The sequence below is a fragment of the uncultured Lacinutrix sp. genome, from assembly GCF_947500325.1.
Taxonomy (GTDB): domain Bacteria; phylum Bacteroidota; class Bacteroidia; order Flavobacteriales; family Flavobacteriaceae; genus Lacinutrix.
In genome coordinates, this window is record NZ_CANMRQ010000021.1 from 25,389 (window position 1) to 41,250 (window position 15,862).

General features: G+C 30.7%; 15 protein-coding genes. 12 read left to right on the top strand and 3 right to left on the bottom strand.

The window, feature by feature from the left end; all coding sequences use genetic code 11:
* The first annotated feature begins 34 nt into the window (after nt 1-34).
* Nucleotides 35-1,498, top strand: coding sequence for a M57 family metalloprotease (locus Q0997_RS17230; protein WP_299891053.1), 1,464 nt, complete (start codon nt 35-37; stop codon nt 1,496-1,498).
* 86 nt (nt 1,499-1,584) lie between these two features.
* Here the strand turns inward: Q0997_RS17230 and Q0997_RS17235 are convergent, their stop codons facing one another.
* On the bottom strand, nt 1,585-4,221 hold the full coding sequence (locus Q0997_RS17235; RefSeq protein ID WP_299891055.1) for a valine--tRNA ligase: 2,637 nt from the start codon (nt 4,219-4,221) through the stop codon (nt 1,585-1,587).
* Between the two features lie 186 nt (nt 4,222-4,407).
* On the opposite strand from Q0997_RS17235, the gene Q0997_RS17240 reads away from it, so the two are divergent.
* The gene (locus Q0997_RS17240; protein WP_299891057.1) at nt 4,408-4,833 is read left to right on the top strand and encodes a DUF1573 domain-containing protein; all 426 of its coding nucleotides are present in this window, start codon (nt 4,408-4,410) and stop codon (nt 4,831-4,833) included.
* 52 nt (nt 4,834-4,885) lie between these two features.
* Here Q0997_RS17240 and Q0997_RS17245 read toward each other — a convergent pair whose 3' ends face one another.
* Entirely contained in the window at nt 4,886-6,232 is a 1,347-nt protein-coding gene (locus tag Q0997_RS17245) for an aspartyl protease family protein (RefSeq protein ID WP_299891059.1), read from the bottom strand.
* Nucleotides 6,233-6,313: 81 nt separating this feature from the next.
* Here Q0997_RS17245 and Q0997_RS17250 point away from each other — a divergent pair, with 81 nt between their 5' ends.
* Genes Q0997_RS17250 through Q0997_RS17265 form a run of 4 tightly spaced genes read left to right on the top strand, consistent with a single transcriptional unit; the run spans nt 6,314 to nt 9,905 of the window.
* A complete protein-coding gene (locus Q0997_RS17250) occupies nt 6,314-7,504 on the top strand; it encodes a pyridoxal phosphate-dependent aminotransferase (protein ID WP_299891062.1) in 1,191 nt (396 codons plus the stop codon).
* Nucleotides 7,504-8,517, top strand: coding sequence for a UDP-N-acetylmuramate dehydrogenase (gene murB, locus Q0997_RS17255; RefSeq protein ID WP_299891065.1), 1,014 nt, complete (start codon nt 7,504-7,506; stop codon nt 8,515-8,517). The genes Q0997_RS17250 and murB overlap by 1 nt, the downstream gene beginning before the upstream one ends.
* Nucleotides 8,518-8,569: 52 nt before the next feature.
* On the top strand, nt 8,570-9,100 hold the full coding sequence (locus Q0997_RS17260) for an RNA polymerase sigma factor (protein WP_299891068.1): 531 nt from the start codon (nt 8,570-8,572) through the stop codon (nt 9,098-9,100).
* A gap of 10 nt (nt 9,101-9,110) precedes the next feature.
* Nucleotides 9,111-9,905: an anti-sigma factor gene (locus Q0997_RS17265; RefSeq protein WP_299891070.1), complete on the top strand. Its 795-nt coding sequence runs from the start codon at nt 9,111-9,113 to the stop codon at nt 9,903-9,905.
* Nucleotides 9,906-9,973: 68 nt separating this feature from the next.
* Here Q0997_RS17265 and aqpZ read toward each other — a convergent pair whose 3' ends face one another.
* Nucleotides 9,974-10,660 (bottom strand): aquaporin Z, encoded by a 687-nt coding sequence (gene aqpZ, locus Q0997_RS17270; RefSeq protein ID WP_299891073.1) that lies wholly within the window; start codon nt 10,658-10,660, stop codon nt 9,974-9,976.
* Nucleotides 10,661-10,853: 193 nt separating this feature from the next.
* Here aqpZ and Q0997_RS17275 point away from each other — a divergent pair, with 193 nt between their 5' ends.
* From Q0997_RS17275 to gap, 6 genes are read left to right on the top strand one after another with little or no spacing between them, the layout of a single operon-like run.
* On the top strand, nt 10,854-11,057 hold the full coding sequence (locus Q0997_RS17275) for a membrane or secreted protein (protein WP_299891075.1): 204 nt from the start codon (nt 10,854-10,856) through the stop codon (nt 11,055-11,057).
* Between the two features lie 6 nt (nt 11,058-11,063).
* Nucleotides 11,064-12,176 carry a glycosyltransferase gene (locus tag Q0997_RS17280; protein ID WP_299891078.1) on the top strand — a complete coding sequence of 371 codons (1,113 nt, stop codon included), beginning with the start codon at nt 11,064-11,066 and terminating at the stop codon, nt 12,174-12,176.
* Nucleotides 12,167-12,712, top strand: a complete 546-nt coding sequence (locus Q0997_RS17285; RefSeq protein ID WP_299891080.1) for a sigma-70 family RNA polymerase sigma factor — start codon at nt 12,167-12,169, stop codon at nt 12,710-12,712. The genes Q0997_RS17280 and Q0997_RS17285 overlap by 10 nt, the downstream gene beginning before the upstream one ends.
* Nucleotides 12,712-13,923, top strand: coding sequence for an Nramp family divalent metal transporter (locus Q0997_RS17290; protein ID WP_299891083.1), 1,212 nt, complete (start codon nt 12,712-12,714; stop codon nt 13,921-13,923). Before Q0997_RS17285 ends, Q0997_RS17290 begins: the two co-directional genes overlap by 1 nt.
* 36 nt (nt 13,924-13,959) lie before the next feature.
* Complete coding sequence (gene lipA / locus Q0997_RS17295) at nt 13,960-14,841, top strand: lipoyl synthase (RefSeq protein WP_299891086.1); 882 nt, start codon at nt 13,960-13,962, stop codon at nt 14,839-14,841.
* Nucleotides 14,841-15,848 (top strand): type I glyceraldehyde-3-phosphate dehydrogenase, encoded by a 1,008-nt coding sequence (gene gap, locus Q0997_RS17300; protein ID WP_299891088.1) that lies wholly within the window; start codon nt 14,841-14,843, stop codon nt 15,846-15,848. Before lipA ends, gap begins: the two co-directional genes overlap by 1 nt.
* Nucleotides 15,849-15,862: the final 14 nt, after the last annotated feature.

The following is a 15,862-nucleotide window of genomic DNA, read 5'->3' on the forward strand; positions in this document are numbered from 1 at the left end:
GAATCATATATAAACTTAATTAATCCAATAAATTATGAAAACAAAACATGTATTGAAAAGCGGTTTTTTATTATTAATAACTGCATTATTAATGTTTCAAAGTTGCAGTCAAGATGATTTAGAAACTGTTGAAACCTCTCTTAAACAAGAAGAACAATTTTTAAAAATGACTCCAGTAGTTAAAAAACTAATTGAAATGGGGTATGAAACAAAGAATATTGTTGAAGTAGATGACTATTATGTTGTTGAAGGCGATTATCTTTTTTCGAAAAACATTAATGATTATGTAAAATCTCAAAATGTTAGCGAAAGACATTATTATATAGGTGTAACTGTTACAGATGTTAGTAATATTAATATTTTCACAGCTATTCCTGAATTTATGGCACCATTAGGTATCCCACAAAATGGCTCATGGAGATTTGCTCTTGAACAAGCAATTAATGATTGGAATAGTATAAGTAATGATAGTTGTATTAATTTTAATTTAGTTACTAATGCAATGCAAGCAGATATTACAATTTCAGAAACAAGTATTACTGGTGTTTTTGGAGCGACTCCTGGTTTCCCTTCTCTTCCTCCAACAGGAGAAGTTTATCCAGATGTTTTAATTAATATAGATTATGTAAATACAGATGGTACAGATACAAATGCCATACAAAAACAAAATATTATAGCACATGAACTTGGACATGCAATTGGTTTAAGGCATTCGAATGTGCCATTTAATAATGGTGTAGCAATTCCTGGAATGCAAAATAGCCTAACTAGTGATCCTTTATCTATTATGATTGATGGTAGTGGTAATCCTAATGATCCTAATGATTATACGATATTTAATAGACCAATTACAGGTTTTACTAGTCAAGATATAGTAAACATAGATGCACTATATGGAGGTTGTGGAGATGTTATAATAATTGATCCGGTTGGTGGAGTTATATTCGGCCCTTCTACTATATGTAATAACAGTAATGCTGTAACTTATAATTTAACTAATGGCGATACTGCTAGCAGTTGGGCTGTTTCTTCAAATCTACAAATTCTAAGCAGTAATTCTACAAGTATTACAGTGAAACCAATAAACAACGGTTTATCATCTCAAGCTACAATAACGGCGCAGTTATCAAATGGAGGCTCTGCAAGTAAGACTATTAATATTAATGGAGGTCCACAACCTAGTGGAGGAGCAATAATAAGTGGGCCTAATACATTGCAATATTATCAATCTGGAGTGTTTAGTACTAGTTCAAGTAATTTTAGTTCTTATACTAATGTAGAATGGGTAGTGTTTAGTTATGCATTTCCAAATGCATCACAACATTTTAATATACAAACAACAGGAAATAACGATTTTTTAAGAGTTATTGAAGTGCTTCCTACTGCTCCAGAAGGAGATTATACAGTACAGTGTAGAATTAGTAATAGTTGTGGTACTTATTATATTGATAAAGTTTTTAATGTAAAAAAAGGAAAACCTCAAATATTTGGCTTTTAATATAATTTTGTAAATCAGATATATTACAATAAATACTAGTAAAAAATAACTCCTAAAGGTTTCTTTCTTTAGGAGTTGTTTTTTGTCTATTGTAAACTTGTTAAGCTCGTTTTTAAAGTTTCAATCTTAGCTAATGCATCTGCCTCTTTTTTCTTTTCTGAAGCAACTACTTGTTCAGGTGCTCCAGCTACAAAACGTTCGTTAGATAATTTTTTTTGCACACTTTTAAGGAAACCTTCTGTATAGTTTAATTCTTCTGTGAGTTTTTTAATTTCTGCTTCAACATCTATATTTCCTGCCATTGGTACAAAATATTCATTAGATTTAACTCTAAATGTTAATGCACCTTCTACAGCATCAGATGTATATTCTATACTTTCTAAGTTTCCAAGTTTAGAAATAACGTCGTCAAAAGTAGTATTAGATTTTTCGTTATTAATTATTGAGAAGCCTATAGCATCTTTAAAAGCGATGTTTTTTTGCTTCCTAATGTTTCTAATACCGGTAATAACTTCAGACGCAAAATCAAATTCAGAAATTAGAGCTTCATTAATAGGTTTCGTTTCTGGCCATTTTGAAATAATTAAAGCTTCTTCTGGAGTTCTGTCTGTAATATATTGCCATAAATCTTCGGTTAAGAACGGCATAAATGGATGTACAATTTTTAAGTTGTTTTCAAAAATCGATATAATAGCTTTGTATGATGTACCATCAATTGGTTTTTGATACGCTGGTTTTACCATTTCAAGCATCCAACCACAAAAATCATCAAATATTAATTTATATATAGACATTAAAGCATCACTTAAACGGTATTTGCTAAAGTGATCTTCTATTTCTATTAATGCTTTTTGAAACTTAGACTCAAACCACTCAATAGCAATTTTACTAGAATTAGGTTGAGGTATACTGTTATCAACTTCCCAGCCATCAACTAGGCGATAAGCATTCCATATTTTATTACCAAACTTTTTACCTTGATCACATAAAGCTTCATCAAACATTAAATCATTACCTGCAGCACTACTTAATAGTAAGCCTACACGAACACCATCTGCACTATATTCTTCAATAAGTTTTAAAGCATCAGGAGAATTTCCTAAACTTTTACTCATTTTACGTCGTTGCTTATCACGAACTAGTCCTGTTAAATATACATTTTCAAAAGGCTTAGCATCTTTATATTCATAACCAGCTATAATCATACGTGCTACCCAAAAGAATAAAATATCTGGTCCAGTAACTAGATCATTAGTAGGATAATAATATTTTATCTCTTCATTTTCAGGATTTCTAATACCATCAAAAACACTCATTGGCCATAACCAAGATGAAAACCAAGTATCTAAAGCATCTGTATCTTGCTTTAAATCTTCGGCTTTTAATTGCGAATTGTTTGTTTTGATTTTAGCTTTCTGGAGAGCTTGCTCGATAGTTTCAGCAACTACAAAATCTTCTTTACCATCACCATAGAAATAGGCAGGAATTTGTTGTCCCCAAAGTAGTTGTCTAGAAATATTCCAATCGCGAATATTTTCCATCCAATGACGGTAGGTGTTTTCAAACTTTTTTGGAAATAATTTAATTTCAGAATCGTCATCTAAAACCGCTTTAATTGCTGGTTTTACTAATTCTTCCATTTTTAAAAACCATTGGTCACTTAATCGTGGCTCTATAACAGCTTTTGTTCTTTCCGATGTTCCAACTTTATTAGTATGCGTTTCTGTTTTTATTAGAATACCTGTTTCATCTAATAGTTTGGCAACTGCTTTTCTAGCAATAAAACGATCTTGACCTTCAAATTGCAATCCAAAGCTATTTAAACTAGCATCTTCATTAAAAATATCTATAACCTCTAATTGATGTTTGTCTCCTAATACTTTATCATTTTCATCATGCGCAGGTGTTACTTTTAAACAACCTGTACCAAATTCTACATCAACATAATCATCTTCAATAATAGGAATCACTCTATTGCAAATAGGCACAATTGCTTTTTTCCCTTTTAAATGTGTAAAACGTTCATCGTTTGGATTAATACAAATGGCAGTATCACCAAAAATGGTTTCAGGTCTTGTAGTAGCAATCGTTAATGTATCATCACTACCTTCAATTTTATAATTTAAATAGTATAATAAACCTTGACGCTCTTCATGTATTACTTCTTCGTCAGACAGTGTTGTTTTTGCTTCAGGATCCCAATTTACCATTCGGTAACCTCTATAAATTAGTCCTTTGTCATGTAGATCAACAAAAACCTTAATTACAGCTTCAGACATATCGTCATCCATTGTAAATTTTGTTCTGTCCCAATCGCAAGAACAACCTAATTTTTTAAGCTGCTCGAGAATAACGCCACCATATTCTTCAGTCCAATCCCATGCATGCTTTAAAAACTCATCACGAGTTAAATCGTTTTTATCAATACCTTGCTCTTTTAATTTAGCGACAACTTTGGCTTCTGTTGCTATTGAGGCATGATCTGTTCCTGGTACCCAGCATGCATTCTTACCTTGCAAACGGGCACGACGAATTAATACGTCTTGAATAGTATTATTCAGCATATGTCCCATATGTAAGACACCAGTGACATTTGGTGGAGGAATTACTATAGTGTAAGGTTCTCTCTCGTCTGGTGTTGAATGAAAATAATTATGTCTCATCCAGTAGTCGTACCACTTGTTTTCTACCTGAATTGCATCATATTTTGATGGAATGCTCATACTTTGGAATAGTTTTTGAATATTGATAGGCAAAAATACTTATATTTCTGTTTCTGCGAAATTATAACGAGTATTAATGTATAGTTAAATGTGATGTTTGCATTTGTGAGATTGCATTACATCTAATATTTTTGCAGAACGGATAAAAAGTAGTTAGATTTACAAAACACTTAAAAATAGAAGAAGATGAAAAATTTAATAATAGTATTATTTGTCGGATTAATGAGTTTCTCAATAAATGCCCAAGAGAAAGTAGCTAAAATTGAGTTTAAAGAAACGACTATAGATTATGGTACCGTAGAAAAAGGAGCCAATGGATTAAGAACTTTTGAATTTACTAATACTGGTGATGCACCTTTAATTATTTCTAAAGTAAGTTCTAGTTGTGGTTGTACAGTACCTAAAAAACCAAAAGATCCAATAATGCCAGGAATGACTGGAGAAATTGAAGTTAAGTATGATACAAAACGAGTTATGCCAATTAGAAAAACTATTACTGTTTTATCTAATGCAGAAACTCCAAGTGTAGCTTTAAAAATTAAAGGAGAAGTTATAGATCCTTCTAAAAGCAGCGTTTTAAATGCTAAGAAGAAAAGCGTAATGGAGCAATAATTATTTGCTTAAAATTTATTAAAAAAAGCCAAAACGAAAGTTTTGGCTTTTTTTAATTTAAAGGAGATTTTAATTCAAAACGAACAACAATCTTTATGCCTAATCTCTCTACTACAACTTTAGTTTTTTTCCCTTCTTCGTCAAAAAAGTCACTTAGTAATTCTTGTAAGGTATGATCTTTAAAATTTTTGTTATTTACAGAAATTAAGACATCTCCAACTTTTAAGCCCACAAGATCTGCAGGCGAATTTGGTCTTATTTGAGAAATACTAAATGCTGGTGTTACAATATTTTTTTTCGTTCTAGCAAAAACGGCTTTTATAACTTTAGTAGAAGTATTACTGTATTGTGAGTCTGAATTACCGTAAAAATCCGATTCAAATTCGGTTACTACTCTAATGCCATCATGAACTAAACTAATACCACTTTTGTTGTAGCTAAATTTTTCTTTAAAGAGCCTGTTTTTCTTTAATCTAATCTTAGCTTTTTTATAATCTACAACAATGTTAAATCGCTTTAAAATTTCGCCGCCAAGACTTCCATTACGTCCTTTTATTCTTTTAATACTTTTAGTAATAGTAGAATCTGGGAAAGTGGCTTTGGGGTTGTTTAAAACAAAAGAATTAATAATTACACTGTCTATTTTTGTTCTTTTTCCAAATAAAATACCGCTTAGGCCGTAACCTAAAAAATCATCAAAGGATTTATCGCCAAGTGTAATGCCTTTATCATCATCTTCAAATAACCAAATAGAATTGCTACTACCAGTATCTAATAATAATTTTACAGGGATGTTTTTACTGGCAATAGTAGTTTTTATATTTACATAAGGTTTATTATTATAAAATTGTAGGTTAAGTGTTTCACACTTTTTACAATTCCTATATTTATATGATTCAGGATTAGCAATTTTTAAATATTTTTTAGAATAATTAATTTCAACAACTAAATCTTTAAAGAAATCGTAGCCTATTATCCCATGAATAGGTACGCCTAGATGAGGTGCGAAATTTATTGAAGAATCAAAAACAACATAAAAATCTTGATTGGTGTTTACGGCGTCTCCAATTTTAAATTGATTATTAGAAGATTTTAAAGCCTCAATTAAACCATTATTCCCTAGTCCTTTTAGATAGATTCTTTCTGCATTTTGAATATTTAAAGAATCTGAGGATTTTAAAAAGTTAAACACAATAGGTTTACTAACACCAGTGTCTAATAGAAATGATAATTCAACACCATTAACTTCAACGGGGATAATAATAACATTATTAACTAATTTGAAATTTATTTTATCAATACCTTTTTTGTTTTTTACAACATAGTTGTTTTGCGAAAAGCAGATTAAACTGAAGCAAAATAAAATTGGTAGTATGTAGGATTTTTTATTTAAGAACATAGCACATGAAGTTAAGCATTTTAATAATACAGATTAAACTTTTTTTTTGCAACTTTGCTTTTTTTAAATTAATCTTTAATTATGCCATCAATTTCTAAGAAAGGGCAATTAATGCCACAATCTCCCATTAGGAAATTAGTCCCATTTGCAGAGAAAGCTGCAAAAGACGGAAAATCTATATATTATTTAAATATTGGTCAGCCAGATATAAAAACACCTGAAGTAGCTATAAAGGCTGTTAAGGAAGCAGATATTCAAGTCTTGTCTTATTCAAGATCTGAAGGTTCTGAGCAATATAGACAGAAAATTGCTAACTATTATACAAAACATAATATCCATGTTAAGCATGACGATATAATTGTTACAACGGGTGGAAGCGAAGCACTTTTATTTGCTTTTGGAAGTATTATGGATGTGGAAGACGAAATTATTATTCCAGAACCGTTTTATGCAAATTATAATGGATTTTCAACAGCTTCAGGAGTAAAAGTAGTACCAGTTATATCAAAAATTGAAGATAATTTTGCTTTACCTGCAATAGAGGAATTTGAAAAATTAATTACACCAAGAACTAAAGCTATTTTAATATGTAACCCAGGTAATCCTACAGGTTATTTATATTCTAAAGAGGAAATAAAAAAATTAGCAGCCATTGCGAAAACACATAACTTGTTTTTAATTGCAGATGAGGTTTACAGAGAGTTTGCCTACGATGGAGAAACACATTATTCTATTTTACAAGAAGAAGGATTAGAAGATTATGCTATTGTTATAGATTCTGTATCTAAGCGTTATAGTATGTGTGGTGCGAGAATTGGTTGCATGGTTTCTAAAAATAAAGAGGTAATACAAACCGCTTTAAAATTTGCCCAAGCAAGGTTGAGTCCACCTACATTGGCTCAAATAGCAAGTGAAGCAGCACTTGAAACACCACAAAGTTATTTTGATGATGTAATTGAAGAGTATGTAGAAAGGAGAAATACTTTAATTAATGAGCTAAATAAAATAGAAGGCGTAAAAGTTGCAAATCCTAAAGGAGCATTTTACTGCATTGCAGAACTGCCAATAAAAAATAGTGATGTATTTGCACAATGGCTTTTAGAAGCGTTTGATGTTGATGGAGAAACAGTTATGGTTGCACCTGCAGCAGGTTTTTATTCAACATCTGGAGTTGGTCTAAACCAAATAAGAATTGCATACGTACTTAATAAAGAAAGTTTAATAAAAGCCGTTAATATTATAAAAGAAGCTTTAAAAGTTTATAACGATTAGTGCACATTAAAACAAACATATCTTTAAAGTCATATAATACTTTTGGTATAGATGTTATGGCGAAGCATTTTGTGTCTATAGATACAGTGTCAGATTTAACTTCTTTAATTAAACAAAAGCATTTTTCTAATAAGTTAATACTTGGTGGAGGTAGTAACATGTTATTAACTAAAGATATCGATGCTTTAGTTGTACATATTAATCTAAAAGGGAAAACGATAGTTTCTCAAACAGAAACATCTGTTTTTATTAAAGCTGAAGCTGGAGAAAATTGGCATGAGTTTGTACTTTGGTGTTTGGATAAAGGTTATGGAGGTTTAGAAAATATGTCGCTTATTCCTGGAAATGTAGGGACATCACCAATTCAAAATATAGGAGCATATGGTGTGGAGCTAAAAGATCATTTTGTTAGTTGTGAAGCATTAAATTTGAATACTCTAGAACTAGAAACATTTAATAATTCAGATTGTAATTTTGCGTACAGAAATTCCATATTTAAAAATGAAGTTAAAGGACAATATATTATTACAAGTGTTGTGTTTAAATTGTCTAAAAAAGACCATGAATTAAAAACGAATTATGGAGCGATTAAAACCAAGTTAGAAGAAATGATGGTAAAAACTCCAACTATTCATGATGTTTCTAAAGCAGTAATAGCTATTAGAGAGAGTAAGTTACCTAATCCTAAAGAGTTGGGAAATAGTGGTAGTTTTTTTAAGAATCCTGTAATTTCATCAGAAGCATTTTTAAAATTACAACAAAACTTTCCTGAAGTTCCAAGTTATTATGTATCAAAAAAAGAAGTTAAGGTACCAGCTGGATGGCTTATAGAACAAGCAGGTTTTAAAGGCAAAACTTTTGGTAATTATGGAGTGCATAAAAAACAAGCTCTAGTTTTAGTTAATTATGGAGGTGCAAAAGGAGAAGAAATCCTTGAGCTTTCAAAATTAATACAGAAAACTATTTATCGTATCTTTAACATTTCGATAGAGGCAGAAGTAAATATTTTATGATAACAATAAATATAATTTTAAGTTGTTAATCTAACTAAACAAACAACAGAAATTGAGTAGATCATTAGAAAATACTATAGTAGCTTTAATGAAGGATGGTGATAAAAAAGCTATCTCCTTATTATATGAAAATTATTCTGGGGCATTACTAGGAGTTATAAAAAAAGTGATTTCAGATGATGATTTAGCGCAAGATGTATTACAAGAGAGTTTTATAAAAGTTTGGAAAAAAGGAAAAAGTTATAATCCTGAAAAAGCAAAATTGTTTACTTGGCTTTATAGAATTGTTTATAATACATCTATAGATAAAATAAGATCTTTAAATAATAAAACGAGTAAAGAAGTCCAAATTGAGGATTCAAACGTATATAAGCTGACAACCAGAAGTTTGAATCAAGACACCTTAGATATTAAAAAACATTTAAGTAGTATAGATTTAAAGTATCAGGTGGTCTTGAATGCACTGTTTTTTGAGGGGATGACCCAACAAGAAGCAAGTGAAGAGTTAAATATTCCGTTAGGAACCATAAAGTCCCGATTAAAAATAGGATTACGTGAATTGAAGAAAATTTACAACCCTTAAAAGTAATGTCATGAATGTTGATATAAGTACATTATTAAAATCTGATTTATTAGAAAGATATCTAATAGGTCAAACAACAACTCAAGAGACTCTTGAAGTTGAAAACTATATTGAAAACTATCCAGAAGTTAAAGATGCCTACAATAAACTTCAAGATAACTTAGAACTAGTTTGTATGGCTAATGCAGAAGAAGCTCCTGTACATTTGTTAGGAGATATTCTTAATGAGTTGGATGATAAGCCAGTAGTTACCTTAGAACAGAAACCAAAAAAATCTTGGTTTGCATATGGTATTGCAGCTAGTGTTGCAGCTTTAATTTTTGCTGGGTCTTCATTGTTTTTTTATAGCCAAAACCTTAAATTAATGCAAGAAAATCAAGTTATAGTTGAAGAAATTTTTGATTTGCGTGGAGATATTTTAAATAATAATTTAAAATTAGAGGCATTATCAAATCAATTTGATCAGCTTAATAATCCAGAGATGGAGAAATATGTTTTAAAAGGTAATCGTCGTGCAAAAAATTTAAAAACGGTAGCTTATATAAACCCAAAAGAAAAGAAGTCTATGTTGGATGTGGTGTCATTACCTGTTTTACCAGACGATCAGGTATATCAAATATGGGCAGAGTTACAAGGTAAAATGGTAAGCTTAGGGGTTTTAAGTGAAACAGATAGACGCTTACAAGAAATACCTTATACCGAAGATGCTTTAGGATTGAGTATTACTATTGAACAAAAAGGAAATAGTGTTATAAAGTCTACAGAAACACCAGTAGCAGAAATTGAATTAAAACTTAATGACTAAATCTTAGTCTTAAATATATAAATATAAAAAGCCTCATTAAAAATGAGGCTTTTTATATTTATATATTATTATGCTTTATCAAATAAAGCTTTGTGAATAAACCCAGCTACTATAGCACCTAAAATTGGAGCTACCCAGAACAACCAAGTTTGAGGTAAAAAGTCACCACCAGCAAATAGGGCTTGACTCGTTGATCTAGCAGGATTGACAGATGTATTAGAGATAGGAATACTAATTAAATGTATTAATGTTAAGCCTAATCCAATAGCAATAGGAGCAAACCCTTTAGGAGCTCTTTCATTAGTGCTTCCTAAAATAATAAGTAAGAAAAAACCAGTTAGTAAAAATTCAGCTATAAAAACAGATAGCATTGAATAACCATCTGGTGATAGCGCGCCATACCCATTAGAAGCAAAGCCTCCAATAGTAGAGAAACCATCTTTGCCAGATACTATAATGTATAATGTTCCGGCTGCTAAAATAGCACCTACTAACTGTGCAATTATGTAACCTATTAAATCTTTTGCCGGAAATTTACCGCCAGCCCATAAACCAAAAGAGACTGCTGGATTAAAATGTCCTCCAGAAATATGTCCTACTGCATAGGCCATTGTTAGCACTGTAAGACCAAATGCTAAAGAAACGCCAACAAAACCAATTCCTAATTCTGGATATCCAGCAGCAAAAATAGCACTACCACAACCTCCAAAAACAAGCCAAAATGTTCCGAAAAATTCTGCAAATAATTTTTTCATAATATGATTAATTTTAAAGTTAATGAGTATTAATTTATTAGAATAATTTGGCTAATAGGAAGAAACGCTATCTTTTATATAAAGGTTACGATTAAATGCATAAAAACCTGCTGAAAAAAGCAAATAGTACATTATGCATAAAAACAATATAAAACTATTATCTTTGTTGTCTTATTTATAAATACAAAATTGAGTGAAACTTTTATTAATCACATTAGCATTATTAGGTCTTGCAATTGCTGGAATAGCAATTAAGATATGGGCAAAGAAAGATGGTAAATTTGCAGGTACTTGTGCTAGTCAGAATCCTATGCTAAATACAGAAGGTGAATCCTGTGGGTTTTGTGGTAAAACACCAGATCAGTTTGAGAATTGTAACGAACCCCAACATTCATAAATTAACATGATTGTACTTGATGTGGTTTTCTACAGCTTCGTAGCTGTAGTTTGTATTCAAGTTATATTCTATGGATCTTTATTTGGTAGTTTTGCTTTTAAAGCCTCCAAAAATAATACGCCAGTAAATGTTCCAATTTCTATTATAGTTTGTGCTAAAAATGAATCTGAAAATTTAAAACAGTTTATACCTTCTATACTTAATCAAAAGTATTCTAAGTTTGAAGTTGTCTTGATTAATGATGCTTCCTATGATAATACATTAGAAGTAATGGAAGCTTTTGCAAATGAACATAGCAATATAAAAATTGTAAATGTTAAAAATGTAGAATCATTTTGGGCAAATAAAAAATATGCTCTTACTCTAGGCATTAAGGCTGCTAGCCATGATTTTTTGTTGTTTACTGATGCAGATTGTGAACCTGTATCGCCTAATTGGATAACAGAAATGACTTCTTGTTTTTCAGAAGAAAAAACAATAGTTTTAGGTTACGGAGCTTATAATAAAATTAAAAACTCATTACTTAATAAATTAGTGAGGTATGAAACGCTTTTAACAGCAATACAATACTTTTCGTTTGCTAAATTAGGAATTCCATTTATGGGAGTAGGAAGAAATTTAGCATACAAACGTGACGAATTCTTTAAAACAAATGGGTTTATAAACCATATAGATATTCGTTCTGGAGATGATGATTTATTTATAAATGAAGCGGCTAATTCAATAAACACTAGTATCTGTTTTTCAAAAGATAGTTTTACAACATCAAACCCAAAAACGTCATTTAAAGATTGGTTTCGCCAAAAGCGACGTCATGTCTCAACAGCAAACCGTTACAAGTTTAAGCATAAAGCATTATTAGCATTGTTTTATACGACTCAATTACTATTTTGGGCGTTTTCTATTGTGCTTTTAATAACTATGTTTTATTGGAAATTTGTTATAGGACTCATAATTGTTCGCTTTATTATTCAGTTTTTAGTTTTTGGTTTTTCGGCAAAAAAATTAGATGAAATGGATGTTATTTTTATACTTCCTTTTCTCGAATTGTTTTTAATTGGTTTTCAATTAACTATATTTATAACTAATCTTATATCTAAACCTAATCATTGGAAATAAAAGAAGCTATTGCAAAAGCAAAAGAAAACAATCAAAAAGCATTTAATTTTTTATTAGATGAGTTTTGGGATTATGTGTATGGTTACCAGTTAAAACGTATTGAAAATGAGAATGATGCTGAAGATATTACCATTCAGACTTTTTCAAAGGCTTTTGATAAAATAAAAACATACAATAGTAAATATGCCTTTAAAACATGGTTAATTACTATTTCTAAAAATATTCATATAGATCTACTTCGAAAAGAGAAAAGTTCAATAAATTCTAGAATTACAGATCATGAGGATGATAAGATTTATCGTGTTTTAGATGATTCTCCAACACCAGAAGATAAATTAATCACAGAGCAAAATTTAGCCAAGTTACTTCGCGACATTAAAAAATTGAAGCCTCATTATCAAGAGGTTATTAATCTGCGTTATTTTCAAGAATTAAGCTATGCCGAAATAAGTGAAGAGTTAGAAGAACCTATGAATAATGTAAAAGTAAAATTACTTCGAGCTAAAAAACTATTAGCTGCAATTATTAAAAAGTAATGATTTCAATAAAAAAACTTGGTCCAGGTTTATTATTTGCTGGTGCAGCTATTGGTGTCTCACATCTAGTGCAATCTACAAGAGCTGGAGCAGATTTTGGTTTAGGTTTACTTTGGGCTTTATTACTTGTAAACTTATTTAAGTATCCTTTTTTTCAATTTGGCCCTCGGTATGCCTCTGCTACTGGAGAAAGTCTTTTAGAGGGTTATAAAAAATTAGGGAAAGGTGTATTAGTTGCATACTTCATTATAACATTTGCAACTATGTTTACTATACAAACAGCAGTTACTATTGTAACCGCAGGATTGGCATCATCGTTATTTGGCGATTTTGTAAGTGTTGAGGTGTGGACGATTATAATTCTTGTTATTTGTCTATCTATTTTATTTATTGGTAAGTATAAAATATTAGATAAACTCATTAAAATTATAATTATAACACTTACTATTAGCACTATTGTAGCAGTTGTTTTTGCTTTGTTTAAAACAAATAATGAACTATCATTTATTCAGGTTTTGCCAAAAGGAAGTATAGAAATAGGTTTTCTTATAGCATTCATGGGATGGATGCCAGCACCGTTAGATATTTCGGTTTGGCACTCCTTATGGGCTATTGAGAAAAAGAAAGATGAAACAGAGTTTACTCCAAAATCGGCATTATTAGACTTTAATATTGGGTATGTTGGAACTATTGTTTTAGGAATAGGTTTTGTATTGTTGGGTTTTTTAGTAATGTACAATAGTGGTGAAGCATTTAGTGGGAAAGCTGGTGTTTTTTCTAATCAATTAATAACAATGTATACTAAAAGTTTAGGTAATTGGTCATATGTAATTATAGGTGTTGCTGCTTTTACTACTATGTTTAGCACTACATTAACTACACTTGATGCATCACCGAGAGCAATGCATAAAACAGCAGAATTATTATTAAATAAAAAACAGAAATCCGGATATCTGTTTTGGATCTCACTTCTAGCTATTGGTACTATCTTTATTTTTTTCTTTTTTGCTTCAGAAATGGGTAAGCTTATTAAAATCGCTACAATTTTATCTTTTTTAACAGCTCCATTTTATGCCATTATTAATTATGCTCTAATTAGTGGGAAACATACACCAAAAGAATGGCGTCCATCTAAAAAACTACATTTTTTAAGTGTTTCTGGAATTTTATTTTTAATAGGTTTTAGTATTTGGTTCCTCACTACTTTATAGAATACTTCGTATCTTTGTTTTCGAAATTTTGCATTTATGAAAAGTGAAACAGGATCAGTAATTTTACCAGGAGAAAGACAGCCAAAACCAAAATGGTTACGTGTTAAATTGCCTACAGGTAAAAAGTATACAGAGCTTCGTGGTTTAGTAGATAAATATAAATTAAATACAATTTGTACATCAGGAAGCTGCCCAAATATGGGAGAATGTTGGGGAGAAGGCACTGCTACTTTTATGATATTGGGAAACGTTTGTACACGTTCTTGTGGATTTTGTGGCGTTAAAACAGGAAGGCCAGAAACTGTAGATTGGGATGAGCCAGAAAAAGTAGCACGTTCTATAAAAATAATGTCAATAAAACATGCTGTTTTAACTAGTGTAGATCGTGATGATTTAAAAGATATGGGAAGTATTATGTGGGCAGAAACTGTAAAGGCTGTTCGACGTATGAATCCAGAAACAACCTTAGAAACCCTAATCCCAGATTTTCAAGGAATAGAGAAACATATAGATAGAATAATAGAAGTAGCTCCAGAAGTCGTGTCACATAATATCGAAACTGTAAAACGGTTAACTAGAGAAGTTCGTATTCAAGCTAAATATGAGCGAAGTTTAGGTGTTTTAAAATATTTAAAACAACAAGGACAACGTAGAACTAAATCGGGTATTATGCTAGGTTTAGGAGAAACGCGGGAAGAAGTTATTGCTACACTTCATGATCTAAGAGAAAATGATGTAGATGTAGTTACAATTGGTCAATATTTACAACCAAGTAAGAAGCATTTACCAGTAAAACAGTTTATCATGCCAGATCAATTTAATGAATATCAAGAGATTGGTTTAGAATTAGGCTTTCGTCATGTAGAAAGTAGTGCGTTAGTACGTTCGTCTTATAAGGCTCAAAAACATATTAATTAATGATTACTATTGCTATTAATGGCTTTGGTCGTATTGGGAGACGCGTTTTTAGGTTACTTCAAGATTATGAAAATATTAAAGTTGTTGCAATTAATGATTTAGCAGATGCTAGGACATTAAGCCATTTACTTAAATATGATAGTATTCATGGCGTTTTTAAAGCTGAAATCTCTCATAGTTCTAATGGTATTTCAGTTAACGGAAATGAAACTATATTATTGAATGAAAAGCACCCAAAAACTATAGATTGGAAACCCTATAATCCAGATTTTGTTATTGAGGCTACGGGAAAATTTAAAACTTCTAAAGCATTAGAATATCATATAGAAAATGGAGCAAAACGGGTTATTTTAAGTGTTCCACCTATTGAAGACGATATAAAAACAATAGTTTTAGGAACTAATGAACATATTTTAGACGGTACAGAAACAATAGTTTCCAATGCATCATGTACTACTAATAATGCAGCACCAATGATTGCTATTATTAATGAGTTGTGCGGTATAAATCAAGCATATATTACAACAATTCATTCGTATACAACAGATCAAAGTTTGCATGATCAACCGCATCGCGACTTAAGACGTGCACGTGCAGCTGGACAATCTATAGTGCCAACAACTACAGGTGCAGCAAAAGCGTTAACTAAGATTTTTCCTGATCTTGCCGAGGTTATAGGTGGTTGTGGTATTCGTGTTCCAGTGCCAAATGGCTCTCTAACGGATATTACCTTCAATGTTAAAAAAACAGTTTCAATTGAAGTTATAAATCAAGCATTTAAAAAAGCATCAGAAGAAAAATATAAAGATGTTTTAGAATATACAGAAGATCCAATTGTGTCAATAGATATAGTGGGGAATCCACATTCTTGTATTTTCGATTCTCAAATGACTTCCGTAATAGGTAACATGGTAAAGATTATTGGTTGGTACGATAATGAAACAGGTTACTCTAATAGAATTATTGACTTAATATTCAATTTGAACGAAAAAAAAAGACCTTTATAGGATAAATAGTTATA

What these genes read in the sequence shown, in the direction of transcription:
- Q0997_RS17235 (WP_299891055.1), bottom strand. Translation starts at nt 4,221, where the DNA reads ATGAGCATTCCATCAAAATATGATGCAATTCAGGTAGAAAACAAGTGG.
- Q0997_RS17240 (WP_299891057.1), top strand. Translation starts at nt 4,408, where the DNA reads ATGAAAAATTTAATAATAGTATTATTTGTCGGATTAATGAGTTTCTCA.
- gap (WP_299891088.1), top strand. Translation starts at nt 14,841, where the DNA reads ATGATTACTATTGCTATTAATGGCTTTGGTCGTATTGGGAGACGCGTT.
- Q0997_RS17265 (WP_299891070.1), top strand. Translation starts at nt 9,111, where the DNA reads ATGAATGTTGATATAAGTACATTATTAAAATCTGATTTATTAGAAAGA.
- Q0997_RS17230 (WP_299891053.1), top strand. Translation starts at nt 35, where the DNA reads ATGAAAACAAAACATGTATTGAAAAGCGGTTTTTTATTATTAATAACT.
- Q0997_RS17250 (WP_299891062.1), top strand. Translation starts at nt 6,314, where the DNA reads ATGCCATCAATTTCTAAGAAAGGGCAATTAATGCCACAATCTCCCATT.
- Q0997_RS17280 (WP_299891078.1), top strand. Translation starts at nt 11,064, where the DNA reads ATGATTGTACTTGATGTGGTTTTCTACAGCTTCGTAGCTGTAGTTTGT.
- aqpZ (WP_299891073.1), bottom strand. Translation starts at nt 10,660, where the DNA reads ATGAAAAAATTATTTGCAGAATTTTTCGGAACATTTTGGCTTGTTTTT.
- Q0997_RS17245 (WP_299891059.1), bottom strand. Translation starts at nt 6,232, where the DNA reads ATGTTCTTAAATAAAAAATCCTACATACTACCAATTTTATTTTGCTTC.
- Q0997_RS17290 (WP_299891083.1), top strand. Translation starts at nt 12,712, where the DNA reads ATGATTTCAATAAAAAAACTTGGTCCAGGTTTATTATTTGCTGGTGCA.
- lipA (WP_299891086.1), top strand. Translation starts at nt 13,960, where the DNA reads ATGAAAAGTGAAACAGGATCAGTAATTTTACCAGGAGAAAGACAGCCA.